This is a genomic window from Kribbella sp. NPDC043289, assembly GCF_056436705.1.
This window is the reverse complement of sequence record NZ_JBWKCB010000009.1, coordinates 138,946-155,434: the sequence shown is the minus strand read 5'-3', so window position 1 is coordinate 155,434 and position 16,489 is coordinate 138,946. Positions and strand designations below refer to the sequence as shown.

13 protein-coding genes are annotated in these 16,489 nt (G+C 68.5%); 9 read left to right on the top strand and 4 right to left on the bottom strand.

Going from position 1 to position 16,489, the window contains the following annotated elements; genetic code table 11:
* Positions 1-33: 33 nt before the first annotated feature.
* Together deoD and AC0662_RS36990 are read left to right on the top strand one after the other, a co-directional pair.
* Positions 34-747: a purine-nucleoside phosphorylase gene (deoD, locus tag AC0662_RS36995; protein WP_478306493.1), complete on the top strand. Its 714-nt coding sequence runs from the start codon at positions 34-36 to the stop codon at positions 745-747.
* A 35-nt stretch (positions 748-782) separates the two neighbouring features.
* A complete protein-coding gene (locus tag AC0662_RS36990; protein ID WP_452201259.1) occupies positions 783-1,304 on the top strand; it encodes a hypothetical protein in 522 nt (173 codons plus the stop codon).
* Between the two features lie 3 nt (positions 1,305-1,307).
* Here the strand turns inward: AC0662_RS36990 and AC0662_RS36985 are convergent, their stop codons facing one another.
* A complete protein-coding gene (locus AC0662_RS36985; RefSeq protein ID WP_478306491.1) occupies positions 1,308-1,940 on the bottom strand; it encodes a TetR/AcrR family transcriptional regulator in 633 nt (210 codons plus the stop codon).
* A 203-nt stretch (positions 1,941-2,143) separates the two neighbouring features.
* On the opposite strand from AC0662_RS36985, the gene AC0662_RS36980 reads away from it, so the two are divergent.
* Genes AC0662_RS36980 through AC0662_RS36970 form a run of 3 tightly spaced genes read left to right on the top strand, consistent with a single transcriptional unit; the run spans position 2,144 to position 5,672 of the window.
* Positions 2,144-2,950, top strand: a complete 807-nt coding sequence (locus AC0662_RS36980) for an SDR family NAD(P)-dependent oxidoreductase (protein WP_452201256.1) — start codon at positions 2,144-2,146, stop codon at positions 2,948-2,950.
* Positions 2,951-2,956: 6 nt separating this feature from the next.
* Positions 2,957-4,081 carry a DUF5938 domain-containing protein gene (locus AC0662_RS36975; protein ID WP_478306489.1) on the top strand — a complete coding sequence of 375 codons (1,125 nt, stop codon included), beginning with the start codon at positions 2,957-2,959 and terminating at the stop codon, positions 4,079-4,081.
* Between the two features lie 10 nt (positions 4,082-4,091).
* A complete protein-coding gene (locus AC0662_RS36970; protein ID WP_478306487.1) occupies positions 4,092-5,672 on the top strand; it encodes an AMP-binding protein in 1,581 nt (526 codons plus the stop codon).
* On the opposite strand, the gene AC0662_RS36965 is transcribed toward AC0662_RS36970, so the two are convergent.
* Positions 5,658-6,320, bottom strand: a complete 663-nt coding sequence (locus AC0662_RS36965) for a GOLPH3/VPS74 family protein (protein ID WP_478306485.1) — start codon at positions 6,318-6,320, stop codon at positions 5,658-5,660. The genes AC0662_RS36970 and AC0662_RS36965 overlap by 15 nt on opposite strands.
* Before the next feature lie 152 nt (positions 6,321-6,472).
* Here AC0662_RS36965 and AC0662_RS36960 point away from each other — a divergent pair, with 152 nt between their 5' ends.
* The 4 genes from AC0662_RS36960 (at position 6,473) to AC0662_RS36945 (ending at position 10,010) form a co-directional block, all read left to right on the top strand.
* The gene (locus tag AC0662_RS36960) at positions 6,473-7,060 is read left to right on the top strand and encodes a GNAT family N-acetyltransferase (protein WP_478306483.1); all 588 of its coding nucleotides are present in this window, start codon (positions 6,473-6,475) and stop codon (positions 7,058-7,060) included.
* Positions 7,061-8,782 carry an IucA/IucC family protein gene (locus AC0662_RS36955; protein ID WP_452201247.1) on the top strand — a complete coding sequence of 574 codons (1,722 nt, stop codon included), beginning with the start codon at positions 7,061-7,063 and terminating at the stop codon, positions 8,780-8,782.
* A gap of 39 nt (positions 8,783-8,821) precedes the next feature.
* On the top strand, positions 8,822-9,313 hold the full coding sequence (locus tag AC0662_RS36950) for a Uma2 family endonuclease (protein ID WP_452201245.1): 492 nt from the start codon (positions 8,822-8,824) through the stop codon (positions 9,311-9,313).
* Positions 9,314-9,473: 160 nt separating this feature from the next.
* The gene (locus AC0662_RS36945) at positions 9,474-10,010 is read left to right on the top strand and encodes a Uma2 family endonuclease (protein WP_452201243.1); all 537 of its coding nucleotides are present in this window, start codon (positions 9,474-9,476) and stop codon (positions 10,008-10,010) included.
* On the opposite strand, the gene AC0662_RS36940 is transcribed toward AC0662_RS36945, so the two are convergent.
* Both AC0662_RS36940 and AC0662_RS36935 read right to left on the bottom strand, forming a co-directional pair.
* Positions 10,007-13,231: a UvrD-helicase domain-containing protein gene (locus AC0662_RS36940; RefSeq protein ID WP_478306480.1), complete on the bottom strand. Its 3,225-nt coding sequence runs from the start codon at positions 13,229-13,231 to the stop codon at positions 10,007-10,009. The genes AC0662_RS36945 and AC0662_RS36940 overlap by 4 nt on opposite strands.
* Complete coding sequence (locus AC0662_RS36935; RefSeq protein ID WP_478306478.1) at positions 13,231-16,449, bottom strand: ATP-dependent helicase; 3,219 nt, start codon at positions 16,447-16,449, stop codon at positions 13,231-13,233. Before AC0662_RS36935 ends, AC0662_RS36940 begins: the two co-directional genes overlap by 1 nt.
* Positions 16,450-16,489: the final 40 nt, after the last annotated feature.

Below are 16,489 nucleotides of genomic sequence, written 5' to 3'. Positions count from 1 at the left end.
CAACCTACCCCGGGGGCGTGAGAGCATCCCCGCATGAGTATTCACATCGCCGCCGAGAAGGGGCAGATCGCACCGCGGGTGCTGTTCCCCGGCGACCCGCTGCGGGCCAAGTGGATCGCGGAGACGTACCTCGAGGACGTGATCTGCTACACCGAGATCCGGAACATGTTCGGGTTCACCGGCACCTACAAGGGTGAGCGGATCTCCGTGCAGGGCTCCGGCATGGGCCAGCCGTCCGCGTCGATCTACGCGCACGAGCTGTTCGCGGAGTACGACGTGCAGACGCTGATCCGGGTCGGCACCTGCGGCGCGCTCACCGAGGCGGTCCGGGTCCGCGACGTGATCGTGGCGATGTCCGCGAGTACCGACTCGCAGATGAACCGGCTGCGCTTCCACGGCATCGACTACGCGCCGACCGCCGACTACCAGCTGCTCCGCGCGGCCGTCGACGCGGCCGAGGCCGCCGGGCTGAACGTGCACGTCGGCCAGGTGTTCTCCGGCGACCTGTTCTACAACGACCGCCCGGACCTGGTGTCGCGGACGGCGGAGTACGGCGTCCTCGGGATCGAGATGGAGGCCGCGGCTCTGTACACGCTGGCGGCGAAGTTCGGCCGCCGGGCGCTCGGCATCATGACGGTGTCGGACCACCTGATCACCAAGGAGGAGACCAGCGCCGAGGAGCGCCAGACCACCTTCTCCGAGATGATCACCATTGCCCTGGACGCGGCGATCGAGGTGCCGGTCTGAACCGCCGGCTCGGCGCCGCCGTACTGGTGTGCGCCATGCTGCTGACCGCCTGCTCGGGCAAATCCGAAGAACCCAAGGCGGGTAGTACGACCACCAGCACGTCCGCTACACCGACAGGTGGCAGCACTACGTCGTCCGGTCCGGAAGAGACCCTTCCGGACCTGACAGCTGCACAGGTGGTCGCAGCATTCACAGCTCAGAAATACCAGTGCAGCACCGACGAGGCGTACGAGACCTGCAGCAAGGGCACCACCTCCGTGCAGGTACTCCTGGGCAAGCAGCCGCGCCCCGCGGTGCTCTCACTGCAGTCGACCGGTGTAGCGGCGGAAGCGGCCACCGCACTGGCCGAGTTCGCACCACAGGCGCTGGAGCTCGCGCATGTGAACCCCCGCGGTCAGATCGTCGACTGGATCAAGCAACACGCGAGCAAGCCGTCCGGTCAGACGACAGCAGGCAACTGGACGGTCGACTACTCGACCGAGGTCGACTCCGAGCAGCCAGGCGTGATCCTGACGCTCACCGACAAGCTCTGCAAGGCAGACTGCGGCGCTGAATAGGAGCTACGCCGCGACCAGTCTCGGAAGCACCTGCATGATCCGGTCGGCCAGCAGGCCGGGTGCCTTCTCCGGGTTCGCGGCGTAGCCCACCACGGCCTGCTCGAACAGGCCGTCGACGAGCGCGTACGCCGTCGGCGCGTCGACCGTCGGCGTACTGCCGGTGAGGTCGGCGTACCGGGCCAGGATCCGCCAGATCATCTCTTCGAGCAGCTTGTCGATCGCCTCGACGTCCGGGCGGAGCTGGTCCTCGAACATGGATTGGGCGCGCAGGTCGTACCAGAGCTTGTGCATCGGGGTCTCCTCGACCAGCGTCTGGGTCATCCTGCCCAGGAAGCCGGTCGCGAGCTCGTCGCCCGAGGTGGCGGTCTCGACCACCTCGTCGTACCGCCGGGCGCACTTGGTCTTGTAGTAGCGCACGCAGTAGCTGATCAGGTCGATCTTGTCGCGGAAGTAGTAGTGCACGACTCCGTGGGTGAACTCGGAGTTGTTCGCGATCTCGCGCAGGCTGGTGCGCGCGTACCCGAGCTCGCCGAGGGTCTTCAGCGCGGACTCGGCCAGTGCGACCCGGCGGCGCTCGATCTTGTCGATGCCGGAGACGCGGGCGGGCCGTTCTTCGGCGGCGCTGGCGGACGCCATCGAGACCACCCACCCTCCTGATCGATGCGGTACTGGATTCGGTGCTGATGGATGCGTTGCGTCAGAGTACCCCGCCCCGGGCCAGGCGCGTCCCGGTGCGGGGAGTTTTCTTGACAACTGTCAAACAAACTCTTGACGCCTGTCAAACAGATGGCCAGAGTGTGAAACACCCCTCGAGTCCGCTGTCAGCAAAGGAGCAACAGATGGGTTCACTCGATCTCTCCGGCCGGAAGGCCTTGGTCACCGGTGGCGCGCAGGGGCTCGGTGAGGGCATGGCGAGAGCCCTCGCGGCGGCCGGCGCGAAAGTCGTGATCAGCGATATCCAGAAGGACGCCGGCGCGGCGGTCGCCGACGCGCTCGACCAGGAGTACGGCGCCGGCAACGGCTTCGTCGCGCACGACATCACCGACGACGGCGACTGGGAGAACGCGGTCGTCGCCGCGAACGACGTCCTCGGCGGCCTCGACATCCTGGTGAACAACGCGGGGGTGGAGATCACCAGCCTGCTCACCGAGGTCACCGCCGAGCAGATCCGCAAGATGCTCGAAGTGAACGTCCTCGGCACCACGCTCGGCGTCAAATGGGGTCTGCGGACGATGCGGCCCGAGGGCCTGGCCGGTCAGGGCGGCGCGATCATCAACGTCGCGTCCGTAGCCGCCACCATCGCCTTCCCCGGCATCGCGGTGTACTCCGCGACCAAGTCCGCGGTCGACCGCCTCACCCGCGTCGCCGCGATGGAGTCCGGCAAGCTCGGGTACGGCGTACGCGTCAACTGCATCTACCCCGGGCTCGTCCCGACCGCGATGGGCGCCGGCCTGGCGAACGACGTCGCGCAGCTCGGACTGTTCGAGTCGCCGGACGCCGCGGTCGCCGCAGTCGTAGGGCTGACACCGGCCGGCCGGCTCGGTGAGGTCGCCGACATCGCGGACGCGGTCGTCTTCCTCGCATCGGACGAGTCACGGTTCATCACCGGTATCGGACTGCCTGTCGACGGCGGAATGGGGATGTGATCGCGAATGGCCACGAAACCAGTCGTTGTGTACGGCGCCTCCGGCTACACCGGCCGCCTGGTCTGTGAGTACCTCCGGCAGTACCACGTCCCGTTCGTCGCCGCCGGACGTGACGAGGCGAAGCTCAAGGCCTCCATGGACGCACATGTCCCGGGCATCGAGACAGCGGACTACGAGATAGCCGCGGTCGACCATGACGTTGCTGCGCTGACAGATCTCTTCAAGGGCGCATCCGTCGTACTGAACACGGTCGGGCCGTTCAGTGAGCTCGGTCCGGCGGCAGTGGAGGCCGCACTGGCAGCCGGTGCGCACTACACCGACACGACCGGTGAGCAGGACTGGCTGATGACCTGCGACGAGAAGTACGGCGCACAGTTCGCCGAGGCCAACCTGGTACTGGCCCCGGGGATCGCGCAGATGTACACCACCAGCGAGATCGCGGCGCAGCTCTGCCTTGAGCAGCCCGGCCTCGACTCCCTGGACATCGCCGTGTTCTGGGGCGGCAGCCCGACCATCGCCTCGACCCGCACGATTCTGGTGAACGCCGCGACGTCGAGGGCGCACTACCTGGAGAACAACCAGTACACCGAGTTCCCCGAGCAGGGTCTGGTGCCGCTGGTGGTGCCAGGGCAGCACGAGCTAGCGCTGTCCCTTCCCTGGGGCGGCATGTCGCATCCGGTCTGGTTCAAGCGCGATCCACGCGTCGCGAACTGCAAGGCGCAGGGCGGCGTGTTCAACGCCGCGCTGATGAACGGGGTCCCGCAGATCGTCGCTGCCGCGCTCGAAGCCACTAAGGACATGGCTCCGGACGACCGCAACGCCGCACTGACCGAGACCGCTCGCCAGGTGATGAACGAGATGCCGCCCCGGGAGAACCCGCGGGTCAACAAGACGCTGGACTCCGTACACGCCTCCGGGCCGCTCGGTCGCGCGCACTGCGTCATCCACGGCAACAGCAACTACCAGCAGACCGGTCTGATGCAGGCGTACGCGGCGTACTCGCTGTTGCAGACGCCACCCAAGCGGGTCGGTTTCGCGAGCGGTTGCCAGGCGTTCGGTCACCACGAGCTGCTCGGCGTACTGCGGAGCTTCGGCCTGGTGTCCGAGCCACAGCTGACGGTTCAGCACTAGGGAGCCCGCAGTGCGACTGGTCGACTACCTCGACAAGGGTGCCTCGCTCGGCCCGGACGCGGCCTGCCTGACCACGGACGGCGAGACCCTCTCGTACGCCGAGGTTCAGCAGCTCTCGTACCGGATAGCGGGCGCGCTGGCGGCGACCGGCGTCCGGCCGGGCGGCAAGGTCGCGATCCTGTCCGCGAACGACCCGGTGGCGTTCAGTTGCGTCTTCGGGATCAGCCGGGCCGGTGCGATCTGGTGCCCGATCAATCCGCGCAACGAAGCCGCGGAGAACCGTGAGCTGCTCGACCAGTTCGACTGTGAAGTACTGATCTACCAGGCGGCGTTCGCGCCGCTGGTGGACCGCATCCGCGACGCGCTGCCGAAGGTGCACACGTTCGTGTGTCTCGACGCGGATCCCGCGGTGTTGGATCCCATGGCCTCCGGCCCTACCCCCCACCCTGACGGCCGGAGAATCGTCGGCTGGGACGCGTTCTGCGGGGGCGCGTCCCAGTCGGCGCCTGACCTGACCGATCCCGATGATCTCGCGATGATCGTCGGCACCGGCGGGACGACCGGGCGTCCGAAGGGGGTGATGCTGAGCAACGGCAACCTCGAGACGATGACCGCACTGACGTTGATGGGGTACCCGTTCGGCGACCGGCCGGTCTATCTCGCGCTCGCGCCGCTGACCCACGCGGCCGGCGTGCTGTGCTTCCCGGTGCTCGCGTCCGGCGGCGAGATCGTGATCATGCGAGCTCCCGACGTACATGCGTTCCTCGAGCTGATCCCGCGCCATCGGGTCACTCACACGTTCCTGCCGCCGACGCTGATCTACATGGTGCTGGCGGCGCCCGAGCTGGACTCGACCGACCTGTCGTCGCTGCGCTGCTTCTGGTACGGCGCCGCGCCGATGTCGGTCGCCCGGCTCGAGGAGGCGCTGCACCGGATCGGTCCGGTGATGGCGCAACTGTTCGGGCAGACCGAGGCTCCGATGATGATCTCGGTGCTGCCACCGGCCGCCCATTTCAATGCCGACGGCAACGTTATCCGCGGACGGCTGTCGTCGGCAGGGCGGCCGTCCCCGCTCGTCAGCGTGGCGATCATGGGCACCGACGGCGCCCTGTTGCCGCACGGCGAGCGCGGCGAGATCGTGGTCCGCGGGTCCCTGGTGATGAAGGGGTACTACGAGAACGCCGAGGCCACCGCAGCGGCTTCGGCGTACGGCTGGCACCACACCGGCGACATCGGGTACCTCGACGCCGAGAACTACCTCTACATCGTCGACCGGGCGAAGGACATGATCATCACCGGCGGCTTCAACGTGTACTCCACCGAGGTCGAGCAGGCCCTGATGGCCCACGTCGCGGTCCAGGACTGCGCGGTGATCGGGCAGCCGGACGAGAAGTGGGGCGAGCGGGTCGTCGCCGTCGTCCAGCTGCAGGCGGGTGTCGCCGTCGATCCGGGCGAGCTGATCGCGTTCGCCAAGGCCCGGATCGGCAGCGTGAAGGCACCGAAAGACGTGCTGATCTGGCCGGACCTGCCGCGCTCGAAGGTCGGCAAGGTCGTCAAGCCGGAGATCAAGGCCCGGCTAGCTGCCGGCTGACGCGCCCGAGGCCGCAGTCACCACGAGCACCGCGGTGATGGCGGCCTGCATCTCGGTGACGGCCTTCTTCACCGCGTCGGCCGCCCAGTCGGACTCGGCGATCTCCTTCGCCCGCCGCTTCAGCGCGCGCTTGTCGACCGCATCGGTGACCACCCTCGGTACGACGTTCAGCGCGCTGAGCAGTGCGATCAGCGCACCGGTGCGCTCGTCCGGCGCCGTACCGACCTTGAGGACGCTCTCGAGCTTCGCGCGCACCTCGACCTCGTGGCGTGCGTCCTTGGCCGGCCAGCGCGTCACCGGGAACAGGCCGAGCACCTTGCCCTTGTCCGCCTCCAGCACTCCACGCTCCGCCAGGCGCGTCAGCAGCTGGTCGCGGAGCCGCTTCGACAGCGCGCCGACCTGGTCCTTCGGTTTCTTACCGGGCTTGTTGACGACGAACGCCAGCCGTTCGTCGAGGATCGGGTCGCCCGTCGGGCCATCGTCGAGAACCTGCAGGCGGCCTTGGCTGGTGATGTCGAGCTTGCGGCCTAGCGCCAGCTCGATCAGCACGGCGCCGGCCAACGCGTAGTCCAGGCCGGGCGAGCCCGCGATCGGCTTGCCGGTCTCGTCGTCGTACAGCAGCAGCAACAGGTCTTCGGCGATCAACATGTCACCAACGTAGGCACGACGGGTGCCTGGACACATCCGCCGCGCGGACGACCTGGGGTATCAGCCCGCGGACCCATCTCTTCGGGTCGGCGAGCGTCTAGTAAGGTAAGCCTTAGCTAACAGGTTCGTCCACCTCGCCAGCGGAGTCCGCCATGACCAGAGCACTGCCCGAGCCGGCGTACCGGCGGTTCGTCCCCGGCGTCGGCACCCTCAGCCTGCGCCCGTTCGACCTCGTTGACGACGTGGTCACACTGCACGACTGGGTCACCCAGCCGTATGCGCAGTACTGGGGGTTGCTGACCGCGTCGGTCGCCGACGTGCACGCGGAGTACCTGCGCATCGAGCAGAGTCCGCACCACCGCGCGTACCTCGGCGAGCACGACGGACGACCCGCGTTCCTGATGGAGCGCTACGAACCGGCGTACGACGCGGTCGGCCAGGTGTACGACGTGGCGCCGGGTGACATCGGCATGCACGTACTGGTCGGACCGCCCGTGATCCCGATCGCCGGGTTCACCGGGGGCGTGTTCGAGACGATCATGGACAGCCTGTTCAGTGATCCGCTGGTCGACCGGGTCGTGGTCGAGCCCGACGTACGCAACGGGAAGATCCAGGCGCTGAACGAGCGGATGGGGTTCCGCAAGCACAGCGTCGTACAGCTGCCGGACAAGCAGGCGTGGCTGAGCTTCTGCACGCGGGACCAGTACGCCGGCGCGCTCCGGATGAACGAGGCGGGCTGAATGATCGAGCACCTGAACCCCGAGGCCTGGGCCGTCGTCAACCGCGCACTGGTGCGGAAGGCGCTCGCCGAGTTCACCCACGAGCGCATCCTCGAACCAGTTGCCGAGGGCGACGAGTACGTCGTCGGCGGGTACCGGTTCAGCGCCCGGCGGTACCCGTTGAACCACTGGGATATCGGGGATGTCGCCCGCGTCGACGGTGGTCCGGTCGATGCGCTGGAGTTCGTGACCGAGTTGCACGAGCAGCTCGGGATCGGGCGCGAGATGCTGCCGGTGTACCTCGAGGAGATCAGCAGCACGCTGGCGTCGGCGGCGTACAAACTGTCGAAGCCCGACCTGACCGCGGCGGACCTGGTCACCGCGGACTTCCAGACCATCGAGGCCGCGATGACCGAGGGGCATCCGTGCTTCGTCGCCAACAACGGGCGGCTCGGGTTCGGGGTCGAGGACTACCGTTCGTTCGCACCGGAGACGGGCGCCGGCGTCGCGCTGACCTGGATCGCGACGCGGCGGGACCGGACGACCGTGGCCCACAGCTCGTCGCTTCGGTACGAGGATCTGCTGCGCACCGAGCTCGGTGACGAGGTGCTGGAGCGTTTCGCGGCCGAGATTGTTGCCGTGGGCGCTGATCCTTTCGATTACGTTTTCCTGCCCGTGCACCCGTGGCAGTGGGAGAACAAGACGTCGATCACGTTCGCGGCGGACATCGCGCAACGACACATCATTCCGGTCGGGTCGACAGCCGACGTGTATCAGCCGCAGCAGTCGATCCGGACGTTCTTCAACCGCTCGACGCCGTCGCGCTGCTACGTGAAGACAGCGCTCTCGGTGCTGAACATGGGCTTCATGCGCGGCCTGTCGCCGTCGTACATGGCCGCGACGCCGGCGATCAACGACTGGGTGCACTCGGTGGTCGAGAACGACGTGGTGCTGAAGCGGTACGGGTTCTCGGTACTGCGCGAGATCGCGGCGGCCGGGTATCACAACAGGTACTACGAGAACGCGACGGACAAGACATCGCCGTACCGGAAGATGCTGTCGGCACTCTGGCGGGAAAGCCCCGTGCCGTCCCTGGAACCGGGTGAGCGGCTGGCGACGATGGCCTCGCTGCTGCACGTCGACCGGCACGGCGCATCACTCGCCGCGGCGCTGATCCGCGCATCGGGCCTGGCGCCGGCCGACTGGCTGCGAGCGTACGTCGACGCGTACCTGATCCCGTTGCTGCACAGCTTCTACGCCTACGAACTGGTCTACATGCCACACGGCGAGAACCTGATCCTGGTACTGCGGGACGCGATCCCGATCCGGGTGATCATGAAGGACATCGCCGAGGAGATCGCCGTCCTCAGCCCGGCGACGCCGATCCCGGCCGAAGCCGAACGGGTCCGCGCCGAGGTCCCGGACGACGAGAAGCTGCTGTCGATCTTCACCGATGTCTTCGACTGCATCTTCCGGTTCCTGTCACCGCTGCTCGATCGTGAGGGGCTGTTGACGCCGGACGAGTTCTGGTCGGTGGTGGCGTCATCGATCCGCGACTACCAGTCCGCGACGCCGGAGCTGGCGGACGCGTTCGCGAAGTACGACATCTTCGCGCCGTCGTTCGCGCTGTCCTGCCTGAACCGTCTGCAGCTGCGCAACAACCAGCAGATGGTCGACCTGACGGACGTTGCCGGCTCCCTGCAGTTCGTCGGAACCCTGCAGAACCCGTTGGCCTGTGGATAACTAAAACCGCCGTCGGGCGCTTTCCGTCAGGCTGGGCGGGTGACAACTCTCGAAGCCACCCGCGACGGCCGAAGATACGAGGTGGTCGACGGCCGCCTCCTCGTCACCGGCCCGCAACCACCCGCCCATCACGCCGCCGTCATCGCGCTGATGGTGCAGCTCAAACACGCCTGCCCACCCCACCTCCTGGTCGCGATGGGCTCCATCACGTTCCGCCCCACTCCGCACACCACCCTCCGCCCCGACCTCCTCGTCTGCCCCCGCGACGCCCCCGTCACCCAGCCACCCTTACTCGCCGTCGAGGTCCTCTCCCCCACTACCCGCACCACCGACGTAGTCCGCAAACGAGCCCTCTACGAACAACACAACATCCCGTCCTACTGGCTCTACGACCCGTCGATCCAAGAACTCACCGTCCTAGCCCTAACCCCCACCGGCTACACCTGCCAAGCCGTCGTCCAATCCGAGGAAACCTTCCACGCCACGAACCCGTTTCCCGTCGCCCTCACCCCCGCCGCACTGGTCGGATGAGCCTGCATTCGCCCGGATCATGCGGGGCAGACCGGGGCAGATCGCAGCGTAGACGGGCAGATCACGGGGCAGCTCGGGGCAGATCGCCGGAATGGCTCCAACCGCACGGTCCGGCCCATCATGCTGGTCGTGTGACCGAGAAGGAGGCACCATTGTGTCCGTGGACCAGCTTGAGCCGTACACGTTGGAGTATCTCGACAGCACGCCCGATGACGGTGGACGGCGCGAGATTGTCGACGGCGGCCTGTTCGTGACGCCGGCACCATCGCGGCTCCATCAGCGAGCCGTCACCGAGCTGTGTTTCCAGCTGAAGCTCGCTTCCCCGGGCGGCATGGACATCCTCGTTGCACCGTTCGACTATCGGCCAACGTCACAGCGATCTCTCCAACCGGACGTACTCGTCTGCAGCCCGGACGACACCGATCCGCAGCATGCACGGAAGCCGCTGGCCCTCGCCGTCGAGATCCTCTCACCGAGCACCAGGATGGTGGACCTCCTGCTGAAGCGCGGTGTGTACGAGCAGGCCGGCGTGCGCTCGTACTGGATCCTCGATCCCGAGAAGGAGAGCCTGACCGTGCTCGAGCTCGTCGACGGCGTGTACGTCGAGCGCGACGTCGTCACCGGCGAGAAAGTCTTCGACGCCGTGCTCCCGTTCCCGGTACAGATCGTTCCGGCGGAACTCTTCCGGGCTCGTTAACCGTTCAAGAGTCTCGTCAGTTGTTGTTTGTCGGGGAGGGTTTCCGGGCGGACGATGTCGCCGGTGCGGACGTAGTAGAAGCCGGCGGTGATGTGGGTGAGGGGGATGTTGAGGAGTTCCGACCAGGCGACGCGGTAGATCGCGAGCTGGAGGGGGTCGGCGGTTTCGCCGCGGGTGGTTTTCCAGTCGATGACGTCGTAGCCGCGGGAGCCGTCCGGGCGGACCACCTGGTAGACCGCGTCGATGCGGCCGCGGATGACCCGGCCGTCGAGTGAGAGCGCGAACGGGGCTTCGATCTCGTACGGCGTGGTTTCGCCGAACGGACCGTCGCGGAAGGCGTCCATCAGGTCGGTGAGATCGGTGTCGTCGACGATGTCCTCGTCCGCGGCGCCCGGGAGATCGTCCGGATCGAGCAGCAGTTGCTGACCGAAGTAGCTCTCCACCCAGGCATGGAAGCGGGTGCCGAACCGCGCGGCCCGGTTGGGTCTGCGTGGCATCGGGCGGGCGAGTTCGGCGGCGAGACCGTCGGGGTCCTTCGCCAGCCGCATCACCTGGGTCGCGGACAGTGCCGCCGGCAGCGTCACGTCGTACGCCTTCCGGCTGCGGCTTTCCCTTGCCTCGGACAACAAACGCTCGATCTCGGAGTCCCAGCGCGCGACCGTCGCCTGCTCGTCCAGCAGCAGTGACTCCTCGGCCTCGACCGACGGCCCCTCGGAGCGCGACTGCTGCACCAGCGCCGCCGAGTCCAGTCGCCGCTGGTACGAGTCCACGTCGTACGGCGTCGGCCACGGCGCCTGCGTCTGCTCGGCGAGCTCCGGGTTCTCCGCGGTGAGCTCCGGCTGCTCGGCCCAGGCGATCACCCGCTCGCCGGCGTGCTTCTTCAACGTCTCGAGGTACGTCGACGGGCCGCGCGGACGCTTCTGGGTCGGGCCCCACCAGTGTCCGGTCGCGACCAGCAGATCCTTCGCGCGAGTGAAAGCGACGTACCCAAGGCGGCGTTCCTCGAGTGCGTTGATGGTCTTGCACTCGTCGGCGAAGGCCTTCAGTCCCGCGTTCGACAGGTCGTGGATGTCGGGCAGCGTGTCCGCGTCGCCGCGCAGCGGCCAGGGCAGAACCTTGGCATTCGTCGTCCACTTGTCCCGCCCGCGATCGGACGGGAACACCTTGGACACCAGCGTCGGCACGAACACGACCGGCCACTCGAGGCCCTTCGACCGGTGCGTGGTCAGCAGCTTCACCGAGTCCGCCTCACTCGGTACAGCGAGGTCGAGGCCCGCGGCGTACTCCTCCTCGGCCGCGAGGTACGCGAGCAGGCCGTCGAGCGACCCGTCCGACTCGGTCGACACGAAGTTGCCCACGGCATCCAGAAAGGCGGCCAGGTGATCGCGGCGGCCGGCGTCGACGTGGTCGGGCGTCGCGGTCAGCTCGACGTCCAGACCGATCGTGCTGATCACTCGCCGGACCAGATCCAGCAGCGGCTCCCCCGCGTGCCCACGCAGCTCACGGAGCTCGACCGACAGCTCCTTGAAGCGAACCAGGGCTTCCGGCGCGTACGCCGCCAGCCCTGGGTCGTCGACTGCCTCGGCGAGCGAGATCACCTCGGTCGAGTCCATCCCGGCGACGGCGGCGTCCAGGGCCGCGACCAGGTCGTCGGCGGCCGGGCGCTCCCCCGCGTCGGCCAGCGAGCGAGCGCGGTTGGCGAGCAGCGCGAGGTCGCGGTGACCAATCCGGTACCGCGGGCCGGTGAGGATCCGCAGCATGGCCGCGTTCGCGGTCAGATCGTTGACGGCCTGCAGGGTCGCGACGACGTCGACGACCTCGGGCAGCGCGAGCAGCCCACCGAGACCGACGACCTCGACCGGGACCTTGCGGGCGATCAGTGCCTCGTGGACCGCGCTGAGGTCGACGTTGGTCCGCATCAGGATGCCGATGTCCTTCCACCGGCGGTTCCGGGTCTGGTGCGCGGCGACGATCGCGTCGGCGACCCACTCGATCTCCTCCGACCGCGTCTCGAACAGACCGACCGTGATCGCGCCCTCGGGAGCGTTCGTCGGGGCCTCGAGCGGGATCACGCCGGGATGCTGTTCGTACAGCTCTGCCGCATGTTGATTGGCGGCCGCGAGGATGCGGCTTCCACAGCGGCGGTTGACGCTGAGCACGTAGCGCTGCGCGGGAGCGCCGTCGACCTGCGCGAAGTGCTCCGGGAACTCGTCGAGGTTCGCGACCGATGCGCCTCGCCAGCCGTAGATCGCCTGGCACGGGTCGCCGACCGCGGTGACCGGATGGCCCCGGCCGTCGCCCGCGGCGAACAGTGCGGTCAGCATCCGGCGCTGCGACACCGACGTGTCCTGGTACTCGTCGAGCAGCACGACCTTGTACCGCGCGCGCTCGACCGCGGCGACCTCCGGGCACTCCTCCGCGAGCCGCGCGCCGAGCGCCATCTGATCCGCGAAGTCGACGACGCCGCGCTCCCCCTTGTACGCCTGGTACTCCTCGACGAGCTGCAGAATCTCGCCACGCTTCAACGAGGTCTCGGCCAGCTTCCGGACCTCCACGGTCTGCTTGCGCGCCGCGGCGACCTCCTGCCGTACGGCGTCGTCGTGGTCGCGGATGTCGTCCGGGCGGAGCAGGTGGTCGGCGAGCTCACCGTCGAGCGCGAGCAGACTGTTGACGAGCGTCGGGACGTGGTGCGAGGCGAAGCGGATCGGCCCCGCGGAACGGCGTACCACTCGGCCTGCGAGCTGGAAGCGGGTCGCGTCGGCGAGCACTCGCGAGTCCGGCTCGAGACCGAGCCGGAGCCCGTGCTCCGCGATCAACGTGCCGGCGAACGCGTGGTACGTCGAGACGACGGGCTCGCCCGGCTCCTCGGGCTCCCAGTTCGGGATGTTGCTGCGCAGGTGCGCGGCGAGCAGCGGGTGCTGGTCGGTCGGCAGGGTGGATCCCAGGACGCCGGCCTTCGTCAGGTCCTCGCGGATCCGGACGTCGAGCTCGTTGGCCGCCTTCTTCGTGAACGTCAGCCCGAGCACTTCCTCCGGCTTCACCTGCCCGGTGCAGATCAGCCACACCACCCGGGCCGCCATCGCGGTCGTCTTGCCCGAACCCGCGCCCGCCACGATCACGCCAGGAGCCAACGGCGCGGTAATGGCCGCCAGCTGCTGATCGGAGAACGGGATCCCCAGCAGATCGCACAGGTCAGCAGTGGACCTCAACTGTGCAGGCATCAGACGACTTCCCGCCCCTCGGGCTGGATGGGACACAGTGCCCGCGCCTCGCAGCGGCCGCAGCCGTCGTTGCGCTGGGCGGTGATGTTCTCGGTGCGGATCATCGACTCGGCGTCGTCGACCGCCTCGTCCAGCCAGGTGCGGCCTTCGTCGTCGGCCTCCAGCGGCCCCTGGTGCTGCACCTTCGGGAACCCGCCGTTGTCGTCATGGCGCAACTGCACCAGCTCGGCGCCTCCCGCGACCGCGTCCTCGCCGAGCTTCTTCAGCTGCCGCGACTGGATCGCCCGTTGGTAGATCGCCAGCTGAACATGCCGCTCCAGCGCCGGCTTCGTCGGCATCGTGCGCCCGGTCTTCAGGTCGACGACCCGGATCGTCCCCTCGGGATCCTTCTCGACCCGGTCCATCCGGCCCTTCACCCGGACCGCGGGCTGCTCCTCGTCCGGCAGCAGTACGTCGAAGTCGACCTCGGTCCCCACCAGGGTCCGGTCCGGACGACCCTGATGCCAGGCGACGAACCGCCGCAACGCCTGCTCGGCCTCGCCGCGCTCACGGTCCGAGATCCAGGCGGACTCGAACTCGAGTTGCGTCCACACCTTGTCCAGCCAGCCGTTCAGCTCGTCGACCGACGGTGGCAGTGTCCCGGTCGCGACCGCATCCGCCAACGTGTGCAGCACCATGCCGAACCCGATCGCCGACGTACTCGGGGTCTCGCCGCCGGCCCGGCGGGTCAAGAACCAGCGCAGCGGGCAGTCGACGATCGTCGTCAACGCGCTCCCGGACAGCGGCACCGGCTGCTCGGGATCCGCGATCGGTTTTACGGACTCCGTCCGCTCGCGCACGCCCCACCAGCGGGACGGATCAGCTGTCGGCACGAGTGGATAGTCGCGGTCGTCGACGGCGTCGGCCAGCAACGCCAGCCGGTCCGCCGCAGCTCGCTTCAACGCCGGCGACGAGGCGGGATCGGCCAGCACGCACCGCAGATCGGCGACCAGACCGGGCAGCGACAACGGCCGTCGCGGTCGCCCGGCGACCAGTTTCAAAGGAATGTCGAGCTCGGCAAGGAAGCGGGACGGTTGGTCGCCGTCGGCCTCCGGCGCCTGGACCGCGGTCACGATCAGCCGTTCCCGGGCCCGGGTGATCGCGACGTAGAACAACCGTCTCTCCTCGGCCAGCAACGCACCGGCCGACAACGGATCGATCAACCCGTCCGGACCCAACCGGTCCGGCTCCAGCAACGATCCGCGGCGCCGCAGGTCGGGCCACTGCCCTTCCTGGACCGACGCCACGACGACGAGCCGCCACTGCAGCCCCTTCGACCGATGCGCCGTCATCAGCTGTACGCCGGCCTCGCGGTACGTACCGTCGAACCGGTTGTCACCCGCGATGTCGAGCGATTCCAACTCCGACAGGAACGCCGACACGCCCTTGAACCCGACCTGCTCCTCGGCCCGGCTCGCCGCATCGAACAACGCACACAGGGAATCCAGGTCGCGGTTCGCCGCCCGGGCCGGCTCGCCCCCGGAGTGCGCCTGGCCGCGCAGCCGGCGCAACCACGGCGAGTCCGACCACAGCGACCACATCACCTCGTCCGGCGCCGCGCCCGCGGTCACGATGTTCCTTGCCTTGAGCAACCGCTCGCCGAGTGCCGCGAACCGCGCCTCGGCCGGGGATGCCTGCTCGTCCAGCAGCAACGGGCTCATCAGCGCTTCGCGCAGCAGCTCGTCGGATGAGCGCGGCAGCCGCTGACCACCCGCGGCATCCCGGTCCCGCCGCCGAAGCACCCGGGCCAGCCGCCGCAGCTGCCCCGCATCCATCGCTCCCAACGGAGACAACGCCAACGCCCGGACCACGTCCACGGTCAACGTCTCCGGATCGGCCACCGCCCGCAACGCCAGCAACATCGGCCGTACGGCGGGCTCGCGCGACAACGGCAACTCGTCACCGGCGACGTCCACCGGGATCCCGGCCGCCGCCAGCGCCCGTCGCAGCGGCGGGATCGACCAGCTGCCGGAGCGAACCAGGACCGCCATCTCGTTCCATCCGATGCCGTCCTGGACATGCGCCCGCCGCAGCAGGTCCGCGATGTGTTCGAGCTCGGCGCCGCTGGTCGAGTAGAGGTTGGCCTCGACCTTCCCCGGGCCGTACACGCACGAGGAGGCATCCGGGTTCCGGAACCGGTCGAACGTGTCCCGGTCCAGCGTGCCGGGTACGCCGAGGCGGTTGACCACGTTGCGCGAAACGCGTTGCAGCGTGCTGCCGAAGCGTCGCGTCGTACCCAAAGCGATCTGCGCGGCCTCGGAGCCGTCGATGGTCTTGAACTCTTCGGTGAAGCGGAGCAGGCCGCGGACGTCTGCGCCGCGGAACGTGTAGATCGACTGGTCGGGGTCGCCGACCACGACCAGGTCCCGGCCGTCGCCGGCGATCGCCTGCAGCAGTTTGGTCTGCCCGGGATCGGTGTCCTGGTACTCGTCGACGAAGACCGCTTTGAACTCGGCGCGCAGCTTGGCCTGCACCGACGGCTGCTGCGCGAGGATCACCGCGCGATGGATCAGCTCGGAGTAGTCCAGCACCTGTTCGGCGTCGAGCACCTGCAGGTACTCCTGGAAGAAGTCGCCGACCGCGACCCACTCGGCCCGGTCCGCCGAGCGGCCGATCGCGGACAGGTCCTCCGGGTCGAGTCCCAGCTGCCGCGCCTTGCCGATGACCGCCTGCACCTCGTCAGTGAACCCGCGCGTCTTCAGCGCCGGATGCAGACTGCCCGGCCAGTGCACCGCACCGACCTCACGACTCCCGGACAGCGCCTCGTTCAACCGCAGCGACTGCTCCGGCCCGGACGGCAGCCGCAGTGGTACGTCGAACGCGTCCGCCGGCGTGAACCGTCGCAGCAACGCGTAGCAGAACGAGTGGAACGTCATCGACGGCATCACTCGGGTCGTCCGCCCGAGCCGGCCGGTGATGCGGTCCCGGAGCTCGGTCGCGGCCTTCCGGCCGAACGTCAGCACGAGCACCTGGTCCGGGCTCAGACCACGATTGCGGACCCGGTCGGCGACGGCCTCCACCAAGGTCGTCGTCTTGCCCGTCCCCGGCCCGGCGAGGACCAGGAGCGGCCCGCCGGGATGGTTGACGACCGCCTGCTGATCGGCGTCCAGGACCGGCGCTTCCGCCGCGCGCCCCGCCTCCCGGACCAAGCGATACCGGGACCCCTGTCTGCCGACCATCGCATCATCCCAGCAGACTCCACCGACAAAAGCCGACGGG

What these genes read in the sequence shown, in the direction of transcription:
- AC0662_RS36955 (WP_452201247.1), top strand. Translation starts at nt 7,061, where the DNA reads ATGATCGAGCACCTGAACCCCGAGGCCTGGGCCGTCGTCAACCGCGCA.
- deoD (WP_478306493.1), top strand. Translation starts at nt 34, where the DNA reads ATGAGTATTCACATCGCCGCCGAGAAGGGGCAGATCGCACCGCGGGTG.
- AC0662_RS36960 (WP_478306483.1), top strand. Translation starts at nt 6,473, where the DNA reads ATGACCAGAGCACTGCCCGAGCCGGCGTACCGGCGGTTCGTCCCCGGC.
- AC0662_RS36940 (WP_478306480.1), bottom strand. Translation starts at nt 13,231, where the DNA reads ATGCCTGCACAGTTGAGGTCCACTGCTGACCTGTGCGATCTGCTGGGG.
- AC0662_RS36990 (WP_452201259.1), top strand. Translation starts at nt 783, where the DNA reads ATGCTGCTGACCGCCTGCTCGGGCAAATCCGAAGAACCCAAGGCGGGT.
- AC0662_RS36965 (WP_478306485.1), bottom strand. Translation starts at nt 6,320, where the DNA reads ATGTTGATCGCCGAAGACCTGTTGCTGCTGCTGTACGACGACGAGACC.
- AC0662_RS36980 (WP_452201256.1), top strand. Translation starts at nt 2,144, where the DNA reads ATGGGTTCACTCGATCTCTCCGGCCGGAAGGCCTTGGTCACCGGTGGC.
- AC0662_RS36975 (WP_478306489.1), top strand. Translation starts at nt 2,957, where the DNA reads ATGGCCACGAAACCAGTCGTTGTGTACGGCGCCTCCGGCTACACCGGC.
- AC0662_RS36985 (WP_478306491.1), bottom strand. Translation starts at nt 1,940, where the DNA reads ATGGCGTCCGCCAGCGCCGCCGAAGAACGGCCCGCCCGCGTCTCCGGC.
- AC0662_RS36935 (WP_478306478.1), bottom strand. Translation starts at nt 16,449, where the DNA reads ATGGTCGGCAGACAGGGGTCCCGGTATCGCTTGGTCCGGGAGGCGGGG.